The organism is Lactobacillus sp. ESL0679, assembly GCF_029433515.1.
In the GTDB taxonomy this organism is placed as follows: domain Bacteria; phylum Bacillota; class Bacilli; order Lactobacillales; family Lactobacillaceae; genus Lactobacillus.
In genome coordinates, this window is sequence record NZ_JAQTIG010000009.1 from 25,012 (window position 1) to 43,415 (window position 18,404).

At 33.2% G+C, this 18,404-nt stretch carries 21 protein-coding genes; 6 read left to right on the forward strand and 15 right to left on the reverse strand.

Translation table 11 applies throughout. The features are described 5' to 3' along the window. Positions 1 to 7: 7 nt before the first annotated feature. The 10 genes from PT287_RS09640 to PT287_RS09685 all read right to left on the reverse strand — a co-directional run bounded on the left by PT287_RS09640 (position 8) and on the right by PT287_RS09685 (position 6,298). A complete protein-coding gene (locus PT287_RS09640; RefSeq protein ID WP_277134556.1) occupies positions 8 to 472 on the reverse strand; it encodes a hypothetical protein in 465 nt (154 codons plus the stop codon). Next, on the reverse strand, positions 472 to 903 hold the full coding sequence (locus PT287_RS09645; protein WP_277134558.1) for a hypothetical protein: 432 nt from the start codon (positions 901 to 903) through the stop codon (positions 472 to 474). The genes PT287_RS09640 and PT287_RS09645 overlap by 1 nt, the downstream gene beginning before the upstream one ends. Before the next feature lie 67 nt (positions 904 to 970). After that, positions 971 to 1,702, reverse strand: coding sequence for a class A sortase (locus PT287_RS09650; RefSeq protein ID WP_277134559.1), 732 nt, complete (start codon positions 1,700 to 1,702; stop codon positions 971 to 973). Then, on the reverse strand, positions 1,695 to 1,913 hold the full coding sequence (locus PT287_RS09655; RefSeq protein ID WP_277134560.1) for a hypothetical protein: 219 nt from the start codon (positions 1,911 to 1,913) through the stop codon (positions 1,695 to 1,697). The genes PT287_RS09650 and PT287_RS09655 overlap by 8 nt, the downstream gene beginning before the upstream one ends. An 808-nt stretch (positions 1,914 to 2,721) precedes the next feature. Further along, positions 2,722 to 3,120, reverse strand: a complete 399-nt coding sequence (locus tag PT287_RS09660; protein ID WP_277134562.1) for a hypothetical protein — start codon at positions 3,118 to 3,120, stop codon at positions 2,722 to 2,724. 305 nt (positions 3,121 to 3,425) lie between these two features. Then, positions 3,426 to 3,740 carry a hypothetical protein gene (locus tag PT287_RS09665; RefSeq protein WP_277134564.1) on the reverse strand — a complete coding sequence of 105 codons (315 nt, stop codon included), beginning with the start codon at positions 3,738 to 3,740 and terminating at the stop codon, positions 3,426 to 3,428. Between the two features lie 476 nt (positions 3,741 to 4,216). Continuing rightward, the gene (locus PT287_RS09670) at positions 4,217 to 4,996 is read right to left on the reverse strand and encodes a DNA/RNA non-specific endonuclease (RefSeq protein WP_277134566.1); all 780 of its coding nucleotides are present in this window, start codon (positions 4,994 to 4,996) and stop codon (positions 4,217 to 4,219) included. A 5-nt stretch (positions 4,997 to 5,001) separates the two neighbouring features. Next, positions 5,002 to 5,169, reverse strand: coding sequence for a hypothetical protein (locus PT287_RS09675; protein WP_277134568.1), 168 nt, complete (start codon positions 5,167 to 5,169; stop codon positions 5,002 to 5,004). 534 nt (positions 5,170 to 5,703) lie between these two features. After that, entirely contained in the window at positions 5,704 to 6,105 is a 402-nt protein-coding gene (locus PT287_RS09680) for a hypothetical protein (RefSeq protein WP_277134570.1), read from the reverse strand. 19 nt (positions 6,106 to 6,124) lie between these two features. Beyond that, positions 6,125 to 6,298 (reverse strand): hypothetical protein, encoded by a 174-nt coding sequence (locus PT287_RS09685; protein ID WP_277134571.1) that lies wholly within the window; start codon positions 6,296 to 6,298, stop codon positions 6,125 to 6,127. Positions 6,299 to 6,440: 142 nt separating this feature from the next. Between PT287_RS09685 and PT287_RS09690 the strand changes: the two genes are divergently transcribed. After that, positions 6,441 to 7,013, forward strand: a complete 573-nt coding sequence (locus tag PT287_RS09690; protein WP_277134573.1) for a recombinase family protein — start codon at positions 6,441 to 6,443, stop codon at positions 7,011 to 7,013. A 504-nt stretch (positions 7,014 to 7,517) separates the two neighbouring features. Beyond that, the gene (locus PT287_RS09695) at positions 7,518 to 8,132 is read left to right on the forward strand and encodes a recombinase family protein (protein WP_277134575.1); all 615 of its coding nucleotides are present in this window, start codon (positions 7,518 to 7,520) and stop codon (positions 8,130 to 8,132) included. 3 nt (positions 8,133 to 8,135) lie between these two features. Here the strand turns inward: PT287_RS09695 and PT287_RS09700 are convergent, their stop codons facing one another. Beyond that, on the reverse strand, positions 8,136 to 8,741 hold the full coding sequence (locus tag PT287_RS09700) for a hypothetical protein (protein ID WP_277134576.1): 606 nt from the start codon (positions 8,739 to 8,741) through the stop codon (positions 8,136 to 8,138). Between the two features lie 23 nt (positions 8,742 to 8,764). Beyond that, positions 8,765 to 9,910: a replication initiator protein A gene (locus PT287_RS09705; protein WP_277134578.1), complete on the reverse strand. Its 1,146-nt coding sequence runs from the start codon at positions 9,908 to 9,910 to the stop codon at positions 8,765 to 8,767. A gap of 479 nt (positions 9,911 to 10,389) precedes the next feature. Here PT287_RS09705 and PT287_RS09710 point away from each other — a divergent pair, with 479 nt between their 5' ends. From PT287_RS09710 to PT287_RS09725, 4 genes are all read left to right on the forward strand, one after another. After that, on the forward strand, positions 10,390 to 11,178 hold the full coding sequence (locus PT287_RS09710; RefSeq protein ID WP_277134580.1) for a ParA family protein: 789 nt from the start codon (positions 10,390 to 10,392) through the stop codon (positions 11,176 to 11,178). Further along, positions 11,178 to 11,417, forward strand: coding sequence for a hypothetical protein (locus PT287_RS09715; protein ID WP_277134582.1), 240 nt, complete (start codon positions 11,178 to 11,180; stop codon positions 11,415 to 11,417). The genes PT287_RS09710 and PT287_RS09715 overlap by 1 nt, the downstream gene beginning before the upstream one ends. Positions 11,418 to 12,384: 967 nt before the next feature. Next, entirely contained in the window at positions 12,385 to 13,446 is a 1,062-nt protein-coding gene (locus PT287_RS09720) for a ParM/StbA family protein (protein WP_277134583.1), read from the forward strand. Then, positions 13,443 to 13,727 carry a dihydrodipicolinate reductase gene (locus PT287_RS09725; RefSeq protein WP_277134585.1) on the forward strand — a complete coding sequence of 95 codons (285 nt, stop codon included), beginning with the start codon at positions 13,443 to 13,445 and terminating at the stop codon, positions 13,725 to 13,727. Before PT287_RS09720 ends, PT287_RS09725 begins: the two co-directional genes overlap by 4 nt. 179 nt (positions 13,728 to 13,906) lie before the next feature. On the opposite strand, the gene PT287_RS09730 is transcribed toward PT287_RS09725, so the two are convergent. From PT287_RS09730 to PT287_RS09740, 3 genes are all read right to left on the reverse strand, one after another. After that, on the reverse strand, positions 13,907 to 15,544 hold the full coding sequence (locus PT287_RS09730; protein ID WP_277134587.1) for an SLAP domain-containing protein: 1,638 nt from the start codon (positions 15,542 to 15,544) through the stop codon (positions 13,907 to 13,909). A 95-nt stretch (positions 15,545 to 15,639) separates the two neighbouring features. Then, the gene (locus PT287_RS09735; RefSeq protein ID WP_348635305.1) at positions 15,640 to 17,583 is read right to left on the reverse strand and encodes a DNA topoisomerase; all 1,944 of its coding nucleotides are present in this window, start codon (positions 17,581 to 17,583) and stop codon (positions 15,640 to 15,642) included. Then, positions 17,538 to 18,191, reverse strand: coding sequence for a toprim domain-containing protein (locus PT287_RS09740; protein ID WP_277134589.1), 654 nt, complete (start codon positions 18,189 to 18,191; stop codon positions 17,538 to 17,540). The genes PT287_RS09735 and PT287_RS09740 overlap by 46 nt, the downstream gene beginning before the upstream one ends. Positions 18,192 to 18,404 lie beyond the last annotated feature (213 nt).

The window sequence follows — 18,404 nt, forward strand, 5'->3', positions numbered from 1 at the left end:
CGCTATTTCACTTCTTTACTATTTTAGAAACCTTTTTATGTTCCATAATTTTGCTAATATTTCTAGCCGCCACAATTATTCCGGGATCAACTTGACCTCTCTCTGCCTTCTTAATAAAAACATATCCTAAGTGAGCCAAAAATGCTGTAATGCTCTTATCTTTTTCAGCAATAATTTTAGGATAAGCCTGCTGCAGTTCCTGTAACATTTTGCGGTATCTGGTCGATCGTAAACTTGTTTGAATAAGATAACAATCAGATACAGGGAAAAGCTTTGGATATTTGACCACACCAAACTTTTTACGTTCCTTAGTATCTTGTTCTTCCAGCCAAAGTTCTTGATGAGCAAACCATAGAAGCATTGAACCAACAAATTCAACTTGATTTTGCTGCGGCATAAATAAATTTGCTTTACAGAAACTTTCAGCTCGTTTAAATTCAGACTTTAAAATAGTAAATTTGACTACTACCATTACCCTTTTACCTTTTGTGCTAATTTTGGTATGACTTGACCAGCCTGTATTCTTTTGGCAAAAACAAAACCAAGATGTGCTATAAAATCAAAGTTATTTTTATTTTTATCATTGTAAATATTAGGGTAAATGTATTTTAATTTTGTTAACAAAACATCAATTCCTGTCAGTTTAGCCTGTGCTGTTACCTTAACGTAATGATCGCCTAAGTAAACTTCTTGATATTTAACTATTCCAAAACTATCAATTTGTTTTTGACTAATATAATGCTCCTCTGCACTTAATTCTTCGTAAGCAAACACAAATAAATAATGTCCAATATGAGCATTATCAGTAATTACGGTCGGCATCTTGTCGGCAATTATTTGTTTTGTTTCTTCAAATTCAGTTTCTAAAATATTACAACTGATTGAACCGTATTTTTCAGTCATACCTATCTCCTCCCCACAAAAAAAGCTATTATTACCTAAATTTGTAATAATAGCTCTCTTATTAAAATCAATATTTAAATATTTGTTTTACATATTTAGAAGCACTCTTTAGACTTTGAGAACCAGTTAATCGTCCTCTGACAAATAAACGCCCCTGTCCCGTGTAATCGCATGTAAACAAGGATATTACCGGGTGTTTAGCAAATTTTTTGCGATTGAAGGCTAAATTCAAATTGTAGACACCAATAAATTGTGATGATGTGATTTTATAAAAGTAAACTTTTGTAAAATCCGTCAAGTAAACAACTGTACCATTACTCAATGTGCCATTGACTTTGGCCGTATATAACGGTGAAAAGTAAGTTTGGCCATCGTCCATATTATGTCCTGCTAATGGATAGTTATTCTTACCCATTTTTTGATCTGCTCTAAAGGTTCCAGCCCCCAGCGCTAGTTCATCATTACCGACCCCTCGAAAAATATTCAACAATATATTTTTGCTAGGAACAGCAATTTGACCAACTGCCCGATAATCTCGCCTAACTCGCCACGCATGAGCCAAAGAATTAGGTGAAATTGGTTTTACCTTTTTCATGTTATAGCTTGGCTTACGCTTCTGGTGATTATGTCTAGCCTGTTGTAGCTCGGTATTATCGGTAGAAATATGATGAGCAGCCTGTCCTTGCAGTTTGTCAAAATTCAAAACCACTACAATTGCAGCAACAATTAAAACTAATAAAAGCAGTCCAACAATTGTTATTCGCTTATTCTTCTTTATTAGTCGTTCTTCCTCAGTCAAAGCTAATGGTTCCTATCCTTGCTTGTTGATAAGCTTCATCGCGTAATTTCTGATCTGCAATCGCGACAATTTGTTTGTACATATCTGACTTTTTGTCAGTCAATGCTTCTCTAAAAGCATTCCAAACAGCATCTTGCACCCACTTATCATAGCTAATACCTTTTTTCTCTTTTAGATAAGCGGCGACGACTGGGTCTAGCTTTTTTGCCATTCAAACATCACCTTTACCTTCTTTACTAATTTAATTGGGGTATTATCAACCCCATTCTTAATTTATTGCAGTAACATGTACTGCCATCTTGTTAACCATAAACATCAACCAAATTGGCTTTCTTCAACTATAACCAGTTGAAATTAAGTGTTATTACAAAGGTTCTCAAGTTGAGACGCACCTTTAATCTTTCCACTTAGTGTCTAGCTAATCACTGATCTACTACTCAATTTTTTAGTCGTTAAAATCTAATTACTTATATAATTAGCAAAAATTTCATAGTAGATAACGGTATATCAACAAATCTTCTCTCTTTGAACCTAATAAAAATTAGGCAAACCATTTATCATATCCTTTTCAGCAGCGACGTTTTAGTTTATGGGGCATTTCCTCCGAGATAATTAAACTTATCTATAACAAACTTATGTGCTACATACAGACTTTTTAACGTTGCAAATGTGTATTAAGCACTTGCTTTTGTACTTCTTCGTTCTGGAAGCATAGCGAGGACAGCTTAGGAGCAACTGACGACCGCCGTTCAGCAGATCATGTTTTTGCAATAACGAGTTGCAAGCCATTACTTATCACTCCGGCAATTTTGTAGCTTCTGTATTTTCTGTGGTTTCCAATGTTTTCCACGCCTTAGGCTTATCCACTTGATTAAACTTCAAGTTTCAGCACAAATAGCCAGATACTAAATGTGCCACCAGTTTTCATTATTAAAATGTAAATGTACCTGGGAATATTATTCCCTAAAAAGTAACGAGCGTTGCAGCTCATCTGTCAACAACAGTTGCTATGCAATACTTTACAAATGATATTTATTATTCAAGTAAGACCGTAATGTATTTCTGAACTTTGTATTATTTTTATCAGAATTAATTAGTGCCTGGTATTCAGTAAGTGCCGAATTATACCCCTCTTGGGTCTGCTGCAATTTAGTAATTTGAGAATTGAGCTTACGAAGCTGCTTTTTTATTTTGTGAGATACTGGCTGCATTTCTAACTTTTCTTTATTTTCTTGCAGCTTATAAAGCTCTAACTCTAGCACACGAAGTTTTTTATTAAATACCTCAAGTGTCTCCTTTTTACTCTTTTCAGAAAACATATCTTTTTTTAGTCTATTAGCTGCTAAAGTATAGTCACGCAATTTCATCAATAAGTATGCTGCAAATGCACAAATTAAAATAATTTCAAAACTAGACATGATTTTTCCACCTCTACATTCCTTTATACAAAGATAAGTACATCATTAAGCAACCAATTAACTCAATAACAAAAATAATTCCGCAAATGATTAATCCTTCATTTAAAATTACATCTAGCCCTCGATTTATTTTCCACCAGAAGCCAAAAATTTTCGCTTTTTCCGCTTTTTTGCCTATCAGCCAAACTATTACTAGCCAAAAAATAAAGAGTAGAACAGAAATTTTACTATGAAGCATAGCAAATGTAAGTATGTAATCTATAATTTGAAAAAATAAATTAAACGCTATCCCTAGAATTTTCATTTTATGATTGACGCTTATGATATTGCTTCTGCCAAATTAAAATTGACTTTCTTCTTGCATACTTAGAATAAGTCCTTTTTCTATAACAAACTCTTTTACCATGAATATCGTATCCCTCTTGCATATACTGATAAACAAAATTTAACGGCTGACTTGTGCCGACTCCATCGGGATCAATCTTATAAAAATTGCCATCTTGCCCATTAATCCACGAGCGGCCAAACATTTTTACTTTAACTACCACTTCAAAAACTTTATTAATTGAACAAGTTTGTAAATTTTTTATGCGCTTTTGTTGCTTATAAGTATTTCTCATAAAACTGTTTTCCTCGGCTCTACTTAAATCAAGCTTATTATTACTGCAAATATAAAATAGGTAATTGAAACGGTAAGATAAAAGCCACCAGCGAATTTATTTTCATCACTAATATTTGGTCTAGCTTTAAACAGTACAACGCTTCTAAGTGAACGAAACATTCCAATAAACGCAAAGATATATCCAAACATTAAGTAAATTATTGCTATGTAATCTAGTATTCCATGTGGAGGAAATAATCTTGCCAAGAAACTTATATTAAACATTTTTTATTCATCTCTTTACCCAAATAGCATATGTACAATTAATGGAAGTAATAGAAGCAGTAAAAATCCTAGTACACCTCCTAATGTCCTCAATATTCCAAAATCACTAATACACACAAAAAGTGACATTATTACCAAAAAAGATATTCCCCATACACCAAAATAGCCCAATAAAATATACAAAATATTTTCTCCCTCTCTAAACCATTATTATTTCTTCTCACATACTACTCGTACGTTTCCAGTTTGATAGTTAAAAACAAAACCTGGTTGAACATTAAAAATGTAGACATTGAAATTTAACATACCATCAGCTGATTTAGCTTGTAAGTTAATACCTCTTGCCATCAATTCGCTTCCTCTAAAAACAGGTGTTGCTTGATAAATTACTCGTTGCCCTGCACGCATTGCTGCCCTAACCTGCTCCTCATATTGAGTTTGAATTTTCTGATTAGTGTAAGCAGACTGGGTAAACAGATTTTTAGGGTTATTTTGATCACCTGCAGTTTGACCAGTATAGTGGCCAAAAGAATTAATTCCACCGGTTAAAGAATAAGCTATTAAATGACCACGATTATAAATTTGTACACCATTACGGTACGGATAATGCCAACCTGTTGGTTTAACATTCTGCCGCTTACGTTTTGCCTGATTAGCCAAATTTCTTTTTATCAAGTAGGCGGTATTAGAACCAGACGTACGGTTTAAATAATCCAAATTTTGATAGATTACCTGATTACCTCGCCAGCTGCTAAACTTTAGCGTTGAGCGTCCGTGATTAACTTGTCTAACAACTTGCTCTTTTTGATGATAAGTAAGGTGACTTAACTTCATGTAGTCTTTTGAACTTAATCCACCGACTTTGGACTGGTCTTGCTTTTGAATTGTTGGCTTGCTGAACGAGCTAGTAACAGTAGTTGAACACCCACTACTTAGTAGTGCTAATCCTACCGATAAAATAGAAATCAATTTTTTTCGATTATTTCGCATATTTACTACCTCAAATAACTCCCCAGCAAAACTAAGCCTATAGATAGAAAAATGAATAAACCGATTAAGTCAATAAATATTTTTATAGAACCAATTTGATCAAAAATGGTAATTCGAACTGCAAAGTAACTAAATGCAACTGTAACCAACCATACTGGTACTAAATCGGTCATTCCATATTTTCCCTTCTTTTTTATTTTTAACAGAAGCAGAAAGTGTCGATACTTTCCTTACCGTTATCATAAGTAAGTTGGCCATGCAATGCTTCTTAAATAGTGTATATTTAGTATATGTATAGGAATAAAAATTGAATTTCATTGAGAATGTAATTTCCATTCTCAATGGAAGTAAAGAGCGTTGCTGCTCGATCACCGTTTTGGCGTCCATCTTTGTGGTACTTCCACTTTTTAGCATATTGCTTAAAATAATTTGGAAAAGCAATGTAACTAAATATAATGTTGAGGGTATTTGCAAACAAAATTGTTTGCAACAGAAACAAGAAGTATTGCAACTCCTCTGCCTTTATCATCAGCAGCCAGCTGACCTGATGTTTCTTCGACAATAATATTATTTAGGAGATTATTGTCTAAAAAATGAATTTTAATAGTTTGAGAATATAGAAAATGTTCTCAATAGAAATAAAGAATGTTTGCAACTCCTCTAGTTTTAAACTAGCCAGCTAACCTGGTACTTCTTTTTAGCTTTATTCAGCCCATTCTGATTTCCACTACCTCTAATGGATCAACTTCCCAACAATGACCATTAAGAATCAATAACCAAGGAAAATTATCCCGTTTACGGTGTTCTTGATAAGTCGAAATAGTAGCTCTTGGCGTGTTATAAACAGAAAATTTAAGACCATAATCTACCAAACCCTGACTTAATAAACACGAAACCAAATTAGGATAAGTAGCTGCAATATTTTCTAAATCAATAGCCGTTCTTTTATCTGAACTATTTCCTTTTTGACTTGTTAAATCGCTGATAAACATATCTTTACCTGCAGCAGACGCTAAACGTGTGTCAACAGTTATACGATATTGCTTATTCCAATCAGTGAAATCACGGTGAACGCTATATTTAATACCGTACTGATATGGCTTAACCATTAATCTCAACCTCTTTTAGCTAACTGACAATTTCATCATACCCATATTCCAATCCAGCACCAGAAATTGCAGCACGCTTAATTTCACTATTTAGTTCTTTACCATGAACTGAAGCTGGTACGATAACTTCTTCGAAGTTATAGCCAGGATCAGTTTTTGTTTTCCAATAAACTCGATATTTTTTAGTTTCCATCTTTCAATACATTTCTATAACTCAAACTTATGTTCCTCTCTCATAACTTAAAAGTTGTAAGAGAGACAACTTAATGCTATACTAACAGCGATTAGTAATTAATGTTTTCGCTAACAAAAATCAGAAAAAGGGAAAGAGTTATATGCTTTATGGCTATGCAAGAGTTAGCACAAGTGGTCAAGATCTTAGTGCCCAAATTGCTTTATTAAAAAAAGCTGGTGCAGAAAAAATTTACCAAGAAAAGTTCACAGGAACAACTCTCAATCGTCCGGTTTTCTCTAAATTACTAAAAAAGTTAAGGCAAGGTGATCAGTTGATCATAACCAAACTTGATCGGTTTGCAAGAAATACTAGAGAAGCCAAAGAAACAATCAAAACACTGTCTGATAAGGGAGTTATCGTAAATATTTTAAATTTAGGTATAGTTGACACTACTTCACCAACAGGCAAATTTTCTTTTTCAGTCTTTTCGGCTATTGCTCAATTTGATCGTGACATGATTATTACACGCACACAAGAGGGTAAAGAATATGCACGAAAGCATAATCCCAACTATCGTGAGGGACGTAAAGAAATTTATAGTGATCGTCAAATTAAGGCTGCTTATGAATTACATAAAAAGGGCATGTCGCTCAATGATCTCAATAAAAAAACAGGAATTAGCATAGCAACTTTGTGTAGAAGGTTTAATAAATTAAAGCAAATTAAAGCGTAATAAATAGAGAAATCCATCCTCTCTCATAACTTTTAATTTGCGAAAAATAAAAATAAAGCTGTTAAAAGCCATTAAAAGCTGTTATAACAAGTTTTTTTCCTTAATACCTATAACAAAAAAATTCTATTTTACCGCTTTGTAAGCAATTACTTTCAACATGCTATGATAATAGCAAGCTGTCCTACTAAACTAGCTATACTAGATAATTTTAGCTAGTTTAATTGATTTTTGTATAAACTAAAGTCGCTAAATATAGCGTGCTTACACATTTATATATAATAAAAGTAGAGAAAAAATACTTAAAAAACAAGTTTTTTCTAATTCATTGTCTGCTTTTTATGACATAAGTAAACTTAAAAAATTGTTATCACTCTTATGAGATTATTTTTTTGTTATGGAGATTAAGTTGTAACATCTGGGTGTCCCCTATTGATACACAATTTCAGCAGCGTATAATAATAAGCAATAGTGTAACATCAGACTGTAACATTGGGGTAATTAGAAATGAAAATTGGTTACGCACGAGTTAGCACCCAGGAGCAAAATCTAGCAAGACAACTTGAGGCCCTTAAAAAAAACGGTGTAAAGAAAATTTTTGAAGAAAAGATTTCAGGCAAAAATTTAGACCGTCCTGAATTACAAAAAATGTTAGATTACATTCATGAAGAAGATGAAGTTGTAGTTTTAAGTTTAGATCGCCTTGGCAGAAATTCAGCAGACTTAACTAATATCATCGAAGAAATCAAAAGAAAAGGCGCTGTTCTTAATATTCTATCTTTACCAAGTTTTGCCGGTGTAACTGATACCAATTTAAAAAATTTATTAACGAACTTAGTTTTAGAAATTTACAAATATACAGCAGAAGAAGAACGTAGAAAGATTAAAGAACGACAAAAGCAAGGTATTGCTTTAGCAAAAAAAAGAGGTGCATACAAAGGCGGTAAACGTCTTTATGCACCTGATTCTCCAAATCCACAAAAAAGATTAGTTTATAACGAAGTAGTAAAAATGCTAAAACAAAAAATTCCAATTTCAAGAATTGCAAGAACCGTTGGAATTTCAAGAATGCAGGTTTACAGAATAAGAGATTATGCACGTGATTTAAAAACTAAGCAGTAAATATTACTTTCCTAGTTTTTTAAAAATACCCGTTTCGTTTAGTGGATCATCTAAATACTTATAGCAAATTTTACAAATTTTTTTATCTGTATCAATTACATAATGTACTGCTGTAACAAGCATTGCTAATGTAAAAAGTGACGTCCAATCATCGATCTTTATAGAACTCAATTGACCCAAGATAAGAAATATAGCAATTATATAAAAGACTGAAAAAATTGCTGCTCCAGAAAAAAATACTGTTTCTATTCTAGATTTGATGTTTAAAACTTGTAGTATGTATTGTTTTTGACATTCCTTATTAAGTAAGCATTTATAGCTATACATAGCATTACATATTTTATTTGCTAATAATTGATACCCACCTAATGCAGCATATACAGCTATAACAATTATTATTATGAACCATATCCATCCAAAATGATAATTTTTATTGAAGTCAAAGAGTTTAGCAAGGTTTTTAGCTTCCGTATAGATTACTTTACTATTACTACAAATCCCATAAAATGTGCCGGCAAAAAGACCCATTGCAAATGTAATTAAAACAATTTGCTGTCCTGCCCATTTATGAAGACTTTTAAGTTCTTCGGTCATTACTTCTTTTTCCAAATTCATTTTTCTCCCTGTCATTTTTAGTTCTTATTAGCTTTTTTAACCTGCTTTTCTTCAAGTTGCCTATTCAAATCATCAGCAAAAAGGTTGTACATGGTTTTGTACAAGTAGCCCCTTACATTTTTGATCTGTTTGCTGTCATCATATTCGTAGGCACGAATACGATTAAAGAAACGCTGAATTGTTTCGTTAACCTTTTCTTTGATTTCAGAATCATAAATTTCAATACCTTCAAAATTACCTTCATTGTCATGTTGGTAGTTAATTTCCTCAAAACTAATACCTAAGCCAGTAGTATCAGAATTTAATTCACGAAAATCTTTAACAGCATTATTTTTAGCTAAAACAATTGTACTGATAAACTCATTAACGGTTTGTGGCGTACGTGCATAGGAGCAAATTCGGCGAATTGCGTCTTTGCTTAAAAAGAATTTAGCAGTTCCAGATCGTGAACTTGTAAGAAAATCTTGAGCATGATTTAGTAGATCTTCGTTTTGAGTTACCACTTGTTCGGCCGAGTAATTACTTGTGGAAAAATCCCAGGAATCAGTATCTTTATGTATCTTATTAGTATCTTGTATATTAGTTTTGTTTTGATATGGTTCCATTTTGAAACCTCCGTGTGGTTCTAAGGGTGAGACCGATTTTTGTCGGGGTTCCATTTTGAAACTTCCGTGTGGTTCTAAGGTTTGTTGAGTTTGCTCTCGAGGTTCCATTTTGAAACCTCCGTGTGGCTCTAAGGCTGAGGCCGATTTGGTAAATGTAACTTCTTGTTTAGCATAAACATCGTGCATACTAACATTTAGGTCAGCAAGGTATAGTCGGTTAGGCAGATTTTGTTTCTTTTTAGGATCAAACCCCATTTGCTGTTGGTAAAGTAAACCAGCGATTTCTAATTCATGTTTGATTCTGATAACTTTACCTTTTGACCAATGCATAAGCTTTTGGAGTTGTTTGGTTGTAAAAATAAAATAAACGTTATTGTTTTCGTCAACCCAGTTGTTGCGTAAAGAATAATCTAGGCGATCTCTAAGTACCATGTAACCTAACTTAGCACCATCGCTTAGAGTTTGGTATTGTTCTCCATACAAAAGAATTTGTGGGAATTGAAAGAATTTTGTTTGATATGCTTTTTTTGAATTAATAAAATTAAAATTTGGGGTCATGATAATTTCTCCTTGAAAAAGATAAATGAAAAGAACTAAGTAGCAGATATCCGCTTACTTAGTTCTTTGTAACATTATCAATAATTGAATTACTAGTCTTGCGTAAGGCATTAGTAAGGAGTACAATAAATGTATTCAAAGGCTATTCAATCCATCGTGGTTGTAGGATTGAAGAACTAAGTAGTGGGTTTTGGCACTACTCATTGAGACAAAATAATGTGCTTGAATCTTTTTGATTCAAGCTTTTTTTGTTTTCAACTTTTTATTTAGCTATTAAATTTAGATATTAGCAATTGACTTGTAATTTAAGTACAATAGCAAACTCTATTTATAACGTATTATCTTGTACTATTTATCTATTGTCAACACTTATTTTTGTGATTTATCTTTTATAATAAAAGATTTTAGATTTTTTATTTATCTTTTATGATTTGTGATTTATAATGGGAATTAATAATATGAAGGAAGGGAATTGTATAATGTCAACATTGCTTTTTTACAATTTTAAAGGTGGCGTTGGTAAAACGTCATTAGCTGCCATTTTAAGTTATCAGCTTGCCGAAAAAAACAAAAAGGTTTTAGCTGTTGATTTGGACGCGCAAGCTAATTTAACAGATATTTTATCTAAGACATACGGTGAGGTAAATCCGAAAATTAGTTTATTTGATTCTTTGAATAACGGGAATTTGTCTGATTCAATTTGTCATCTTAATTCAAATTTGGACATATTACCTGCTGATTGGAGTATGAGTCTGTGGAACCAATCAGTAGAACACCTAGATAAAAAGAAAAGGAATTTTATTCTTAGTGTGTTGTTAACTCCGTTAAAGGATAAGTATGATTTTATAATACTTGATGTTCCACCAACACTTTCTACTTTGGTAAATAATGCTGTTTTAGCTGCTGACGCTATCTCTATTGTTTTGCAAACACAGCAATCAGCATTTACTGGTGCATTAAAGACAGCTAGTTACTTACAGCAACTTAGAGAAGATTATAATGCAGATTTTAAAATGCTAGGTATAATTCTCTATTTAATGAAAAAGACAGGAGCAATTGATAATAATATTGCTAAGTTAGCTAAAGAAGAATTTAAAAACGGTGTGTATGCTAACGAAATTTCTACTCGTGAACGTGTTAAACGATGGTCAAATAATGGAATAACAAATAATAAAAAAGATATTCATGATCAGGCAACACAGAGAATGTATGAATTAGTTTTGAATGAGACACTTTATAGAATGCAAAAATTAGGAGTTGATAAATAATGGCAGAAGATTTTTTAAGTAGTTTTGCTGATAAATCGAAGAAAATCTTAGGAAATGAATTGACGAAAAGCCCGTATAAAGTGGGTAAAGAACCAACTAGAACAGCACAAATTCGTTTAGAAACCTACAAAAAAGTTAAAAAAATTGCTTTTGAATCTGATCGTAAAGTAGTTGATGTGCTAGATGATTTATTACAAATTGGATTAAATAATAGTAATCTTAAAGATTATCTTAAGTGATTTAAGATTTATTATTTATCATAAATCTTAAATCTTAAATCACTTACCATATGTAAAAGCAATGTAGCGAATAGCCTTTTGGTACATACTAGAAGAGTCTATTTGCTAAAAAGGAAAAAGCAAAACCTATTAGAATTAGAGAAAGTTAATACGAAGCTATAAGGGAAATAGCTTTCAAAAAACATATGAAAATGGTTGATGTAATTGAGCAAATGCTGCAAAAAGCCATTGATGATGAATCTAGTAACTTGTAATTTGTTTCATGTAACTTGTAACTAGTTACAAGTTACTACAGTTCGGAGCTTTGAATACACTAAAAGATAGAGAATCTTAAACGGTTCTCTATCTTTTTTACTAAATTTTTTAGTTTCAGAATCATTTGGATTAATACGCTTAATATCAAATATAATTAATAGTGTTTTGTCACAGTTCACAATTCACATATCACATGTGTGTTGTGATATGTGAATTGTGGCATGTAAAAAGGGAAGCAGTTTGCTTCCCTTTTTTGCTATTCAAAGAATTTCATGAAGAAACGTTTATGCTTCTTGTAAACCAATTTGTAAAATATCCAAGTAAAAAGTGCGTCCATAAAAACAGGATTAGTAAGCAACTCTTTCAAGTAGTTGAAAACATCAAACATAATATATCTCCTTGATCTTAATCAGGTAGACACAGAAGTTTCTAAGTGTTATACTAAAATTATCTAAACTCAAAAAAATCCATGTTTACTTTTGTAATACATGTAAGTTTTTAAGGCTGTTAAGTGCTAGAACACTTAGCAGCTTTTTTTCTTACATAATTATATTACCACCTAATGTAATATTTTGCAATACAAATATTACATTAATACATAACAAATATAACAAATTTATGATTTTTGTAAAATTTGTATTGATAAATATAACAAAATGACTTATAATTTGTTAAACAAGTATTACAAATATTACAAAAGGAGAATACAAATATGGAAATTTTTAGTTTAGATCTAGGAAACAAACAAACAAAGCTAATGAGTAGTAAAACAAAGGTAGTCTTACCGTCTAGCTTTTTCTATGAATCAGATATGCCATTGTCTTTTGGAATTGATACTAGTGAGGACTTGCATACATACTCTGTTCCATTTAGTGATGATAAATTTATTTGGGGCAAGGATATAGGTTCTCTACATCTTGATGAGTACATGATCGACACTATTATGTATGGTAATCGATACGAAGATCAGTCTTTTAAGTTATTGGCTAATTTTGCATTAGGACTGCTAGCATGTGATTTTAAAGAAGCACAAAAGCAAGTATTAAAAGTCGTTGTAGCAGTTGGTTTGCCAACCGAAGATTATGCAGATGAAAACAAGCTAAGGTCACTTATTGAAATGTTAAAAGGTCAACACCAAATTACAATTGACAAGCAAATTTTGACGGTACGTGTTGAGCATGTCTATGTTCTGCCACAGCCTATTGGCACACTTTATAATGAACTTTTAGATGATGAAGCCTATATTAAAGATGATGGGCTTTTAAATAAAAAAGTTGGTGTAATTGATGTTGGTGGCGGAACTATTTTAATTGATACAGTGCTTAATTTTCAATTGAGCAGCAGAAATCGCCATCAATTTAACACAGGTGCAAATAGCTTATATGAGGTTATTGCAGGACAAATAAATGGCGATGTTAGCTTGCATCAACTAGCCGATGACTTGCGTGCAGGAATGAAAAACAAGCAGTGGAGTTATCGCTTTTCTGATAATCGTACTGATGATATTACCGGAATTGTGACCAAAGAAATTACTCGTTTTACTAAAAAAATAATCGCTAATATTAAGACCACTCTCAAAAATTTAGAGAGTATTGATATGCTACTATTAACGGGTGGTGGTGCTAATCTACTCAATCAGAAAATATTGACCGAAGCATTTGATAAAGTTAAAGTTGTTGTGGTTTCTGAAACAGAAACAGCCAATGTAACTGGATTTTATAAGTTTGCATTAGATCAAGAAAACAAAGTTAAGGAAGAAGATAATAAAAGATGACTAATAAATCAAAAACGTTAGCTATTAGACTTAATCCGGAAAAAATAGTAGATAAACAAATACTAGATTTTCTGGATAATCCGTACATCTCTAAGTCTAAGTTGGTTAAAACGGCACTCATTCACGAAATAGCTAATATTTCAAAAGCAAAAAATGAACCGTATTTAAATTCTACTAATGAGGAAAATGCAAATACTGATAATTCTAATGTACAAGTCCCGACTTCCAATAAAGAGCGACTAGGTTCCGGATTCAAGGCATTTTCTGATAAGGACTTTTAAAATCAACTAGAAAAGTTAGAAATAAAAAGGCCTACTTCTCACACAATGGTGAGAAGTAGGTCTTTTATTTTGTTTAAAAATTAGTAATTAAAAGGTATTAATTCTTTGAGTTCTGGCAGCAGTTTGGTTTTACCTCCGACCCATTTAGTGAAAGGTTTTAAAGTCATACTATTTCCTTTCTAATTTTGATAAAGTACGGCTAAATCTTGCTTATAATGGTCGTCTAGCAAATCATTATCGTTGTCTACACGGCGTGTGGTTGAGTAAGTGGCCATAATATCATCACCAGTTTTCTCTGAGTGTGATAAACCTAGTGCGTGACCAATTTCATGTGCAGTTACGGTCATGAAAGCTGACTGGTAATTAAGATCGGGCTCCCAAGTTAACCAGTGACGGATTCTAGCAGGCAAAATGGTTACATGGTCTTGAACATCAGAATTAAGTCCCTTGTGCATTTTACCTGACCAAGGTTTAAAACCGGTTATCCCCACATCATTCTTACCGATACCATCGTGCTGTTGAATGTAATCATCATCACCACTGTTTTCAACTGTCATGATAATGTTGGCATTAGCTTTATCACTAGTTGGTACTAAATTTACTAGATGTAGGTTATTTATTTGCGTGATAACACGATTAACGTATGGCAAGTTATCTTTGTCAACTTCATCAGTATTGTATGTAATAGTCAATTTTTGCCAACGGTGGTTTTCTAAGTGGTACTGGTCAATAATTGATTTAGTAAAATCATCAATTGCGGGTGCATTATAGGCTGGATTGGCTTTAACTTGTTCGAATCCGTCAGCAGTATGCAATGGCACAATATTAACTACCATTTTGACTACTTTAGTTGCAGTTTGGCCATTAGGATCTGTGATTGTAACCTGGACATCATAATTTGTCTTACCTAATTTTGAAGTGTCAGGAGTAGTTAAAAAGTTAGCTTTTACTTGGTAACCTTTAGCAGCTGGAAAACTAAAGTTAAGCACTTGATTAATGACTGTTGGATTGGTGTCTAATTGAAAATCGGGCAATGGCATAACTGTCATGTGGCTAAAGAGATCATCAGGGGACGGTGCAGCAATAGTAACTGTAAAAGCCACAGTATGATCAAGTTGCTTATCAACATGTAAAGTTGCTTTAGCCTGGATTTTACCTACTTTGGTTGTGTCAATCTTAGTTAGCAGGTTAATTTTGACACTTTGATTATGATCATTATTAGTTAAATTAGCTTGTAGTGCTTTTTGTACGCTTTCGTCAGTTGCTTCATAAGGGACGGCAAAGTCTTTGATAGTAGAAGCAGTAATAGGTGTGATTGTTGAAGGCTTTACAGTAATTGGCTTGGTTATACCACTATCTGTTGGTGGTGTTACAGTGGTAGCTGAACTTGCTGTATTGCCCGTTGCAGGTGACGGTGAAGTTGCGGTAACTGGATTGATTGTGTGAAAATGTGGAGCTGTATTAGTGTTTGGAGAACTTGAATTAGTTGGCTTTAATGTAAGCTTCTTAGCATTAATCGCCTTAATATAACGATTTTTGCTTATACGATAAAACTTTTTACCATGAATAGTTTTAGTACCATAAACAGTATAAGTTTGCCCTTTCTTTAAAAGTTTCTTACCCTTGCGTTTACCATTTTTAGTAAACACTTTGGCGTTCTTTTTAAGCTTAATTTTAAAGGTCTTAGCCTTTTTATTTGTTGCTTTTTTAGCAGCTCGCACTGTTTGTGGTGCAAAAGTACCGTAAGTGGTGTTGCCAATGGCACTAATGCTTAACAATGCTGCAGCGGATAAACTGATTATTTTATTGATTTTCATGATTACATGAACCTTTCCAATATAAAAAAGCAGCTATAAAGATATAGCTGCATAACGATTTGACTAAACAAAAAAAGAAGCAATTATGCTTCTTTTTATTTCTTCTTAAATTTTGGTTTAAAACCAAATATTTTGTGACCCTTAAAGGTGTAAGTCTGTAATTTACCAGTAACCGGATAGCTACCTTTCTTGCTGGTACCGGTAAATGAAATAGAATCGCCGTTAAGTAACAGTGCTAACTCTTGATTAGTAAAAGAGTGTCCGCCAAAACTATTTTTGAAACGCACCTCCTTTCCTGTAGGGATAAAAATGCCAACAAAATGAGTATCATCGGCAATTAATTTTTGGGGTTCAAGGCTAAACCCCCAGAATTTGATCTTTTTAATTACTTGACGTCCTTGCTTTTCTTCATAGACTTGTTCTGCTAATTTTCCTTTAGCTTCAAATAGCTTGCCTTTTTTATCCATTGCTTGAAATGTAATGTTTTGCCCAGCTAGTAATTGCTGCAACTCCAGGTTGGTAAAAGTATGGTTATCCCAAATTTTCTTAAACCGAATAGTAATATTCTGTGGTTGGTATAGTCCCACTGCATGAGTTTCGTCTGCCAGCAGCTCTCTTGTTTCTTGTTTAAAGCCGACAAATTTTTTGCCTTTGTAACTTTGCTGTTCTAGCTTGCCAGTAATAATAGAAGAACCTGTGTTAATTGTGATTTTTTTATTTGCAAAAAGTTGCTGCAGTTCTTGATCAGTAAAAGTATAATTTCTCCATTCACGATTAATTCCTACTTCTTTTCCTTGCCAGTTACCTTTAACTTTTTCTTTCTGGGTAAAGGTATTTTTAGCGTCCCATTCTTGTTTTAGTTTGGCCAATTGAGGGTTTTTGCTAAGGTTAGCAGCATTTTTTTGTTCTGCCGGCAAATCATAATTGACAATTTGATTAATTAAAAATGGTACATTGCGATAGTCAAATTTGCCTTGTTTTACTTGCTTCATTTTTTCTTGCAGTTGTTCAGTGACTTTTGGCGAAGCAATATAGGTTCCAGAACATAAAATTGCTTGAATTAATCCCGGATAGGTCAGAGAATATCGTTCTTTAGTATTTTTAACTAAAGCATTATTACCGGTAGTAATACTGGCTAAAGTTGATTCTTGAGTGGCACCAGTTCCGATCTCGTTCTTCTTTAAAAAGCTGATAATAAAGCTGTGAGTTGGTGGCTGTGGTTTAGGATTGTGGCCTTGATAAACAGTTGGAAATGCCGAAGTTCCAAATTCCATGATTTTCTTGTCAGGATCAGGAGTATCATCAGTTAATTCTGCTTCATCAAAAATTAGTTTGTAATTTTTAGCTTTTGGTACGTTAATTGTGCAAGTAAAAGCAGGATAGAGAGTCAGATGAGCTTTCTGTTGCTCGTAAAGATAATCTTCCCCTAAGGTTGCTAAAAAGCTTTTGGCGGCCGCTAGATAAATCTCACGGCCACATTTACCAAACTGTTTTTCGATCTCGTCAAGACTAGTTGGGACATTAATTCCAGGGCGGTTAGCACCGTGAGTAGCAGCTTTTACTAAGAATTTTTTTCTAATTCTGCGGTGAGTTAATAAAGTAGGACTTAAACCAATTACTTGAGCAATCTGATCTACTAAAGGTAGCAGCTGATCAAATTGAGCTTGCGTTATTTTGGTATCTTCCGTTCTAGGATAAGAAAGAATGCTCTTTTCATACATTTTTTGGTAAGTGGCCAAGAATGTTTTTGAAGAAAAGCCTTTTTTTCCGACTAAAATAGATAAGTGACTAAGGTCTAATAGCGCTGGTGGCTGTTGCTTTTTTTCTACTTTTGAATCAATCACAACACCAGAAGGTTGGTAATTACTCATTTCAAAGGCGGCATCATTTTCTGTTGGGAACCGGTGCTGTTCTGCTTCCTCATCAGTTCGTTTAAAGACATTTTGATTACTGTCACGGAAGCGAACTTCATAAAATGGCTTTTTGACGTATTCTAGCCGGCTTTTGGCTTGCCGGTATATCTTTCTATGATAGTAGATTTAAGCCGTCCTAGCCGCAAAGAGCGAGGATTAAAACCGGCTTGTCGAGCTATTATTAATGCAATACGAGATAGTTGCATTGAAGCATAATCAAATCGCTCTCTACCGGTTGCTTCTAAAAACTCACCTTGCTTGTATTGATCAGTAACATCAACTTTGTTAAGTAAAGCAGACTTGATATTTCTGGGTGTTTCGTCAGCAAATCTAATGCGATACACGGCTTTTTGCCAGCCAATAGCATTGACAATTTCCCACCCGAGTAAGTCACCTTCTCCAGATGGATCATCATCTGTGGCAATTACAATAGCGTCGTGACCAGCTGCAGCATTACTAATGGTGTCCAAAGCTTGCTTACTACCAGGACTTATCTCTTTTTCCCAAGAAAAATCTAGCAAGTTCCAAGGATAGTAGCTTAAATCTGTCCAATCACTGTATTTGTCAACCTTATCCGCACTAACCATTTCTTGTGGTTCTTTAAACTGCAAAAGATGGCCGTGAGCATGAACAATGTCGTAACTGTCATTATCAAAAAAGCCGCTAATTCCACCAAGTGCTGTAGCAAAATTTTTAGCGGCACTAGCTTTTTCATTTAGAATTAAAAGCTTCAAATATATCATCTTCCTTTCAAGAAAAAAGCTAACAAGAAAATTCTTGTTAGCTTTTGTTTACATATCTTTTTTCATAATAATTATTGGGATAATAGTGTGCAGAAGTAGAGTAGCGAGTTTCTTATCCCTTTTATGGCCAAAATCAATAACCAAACATAAATATGACTGTATACTTCGTAAATTTTTTAAGGATATTTTTTTGAACTCTTTTGT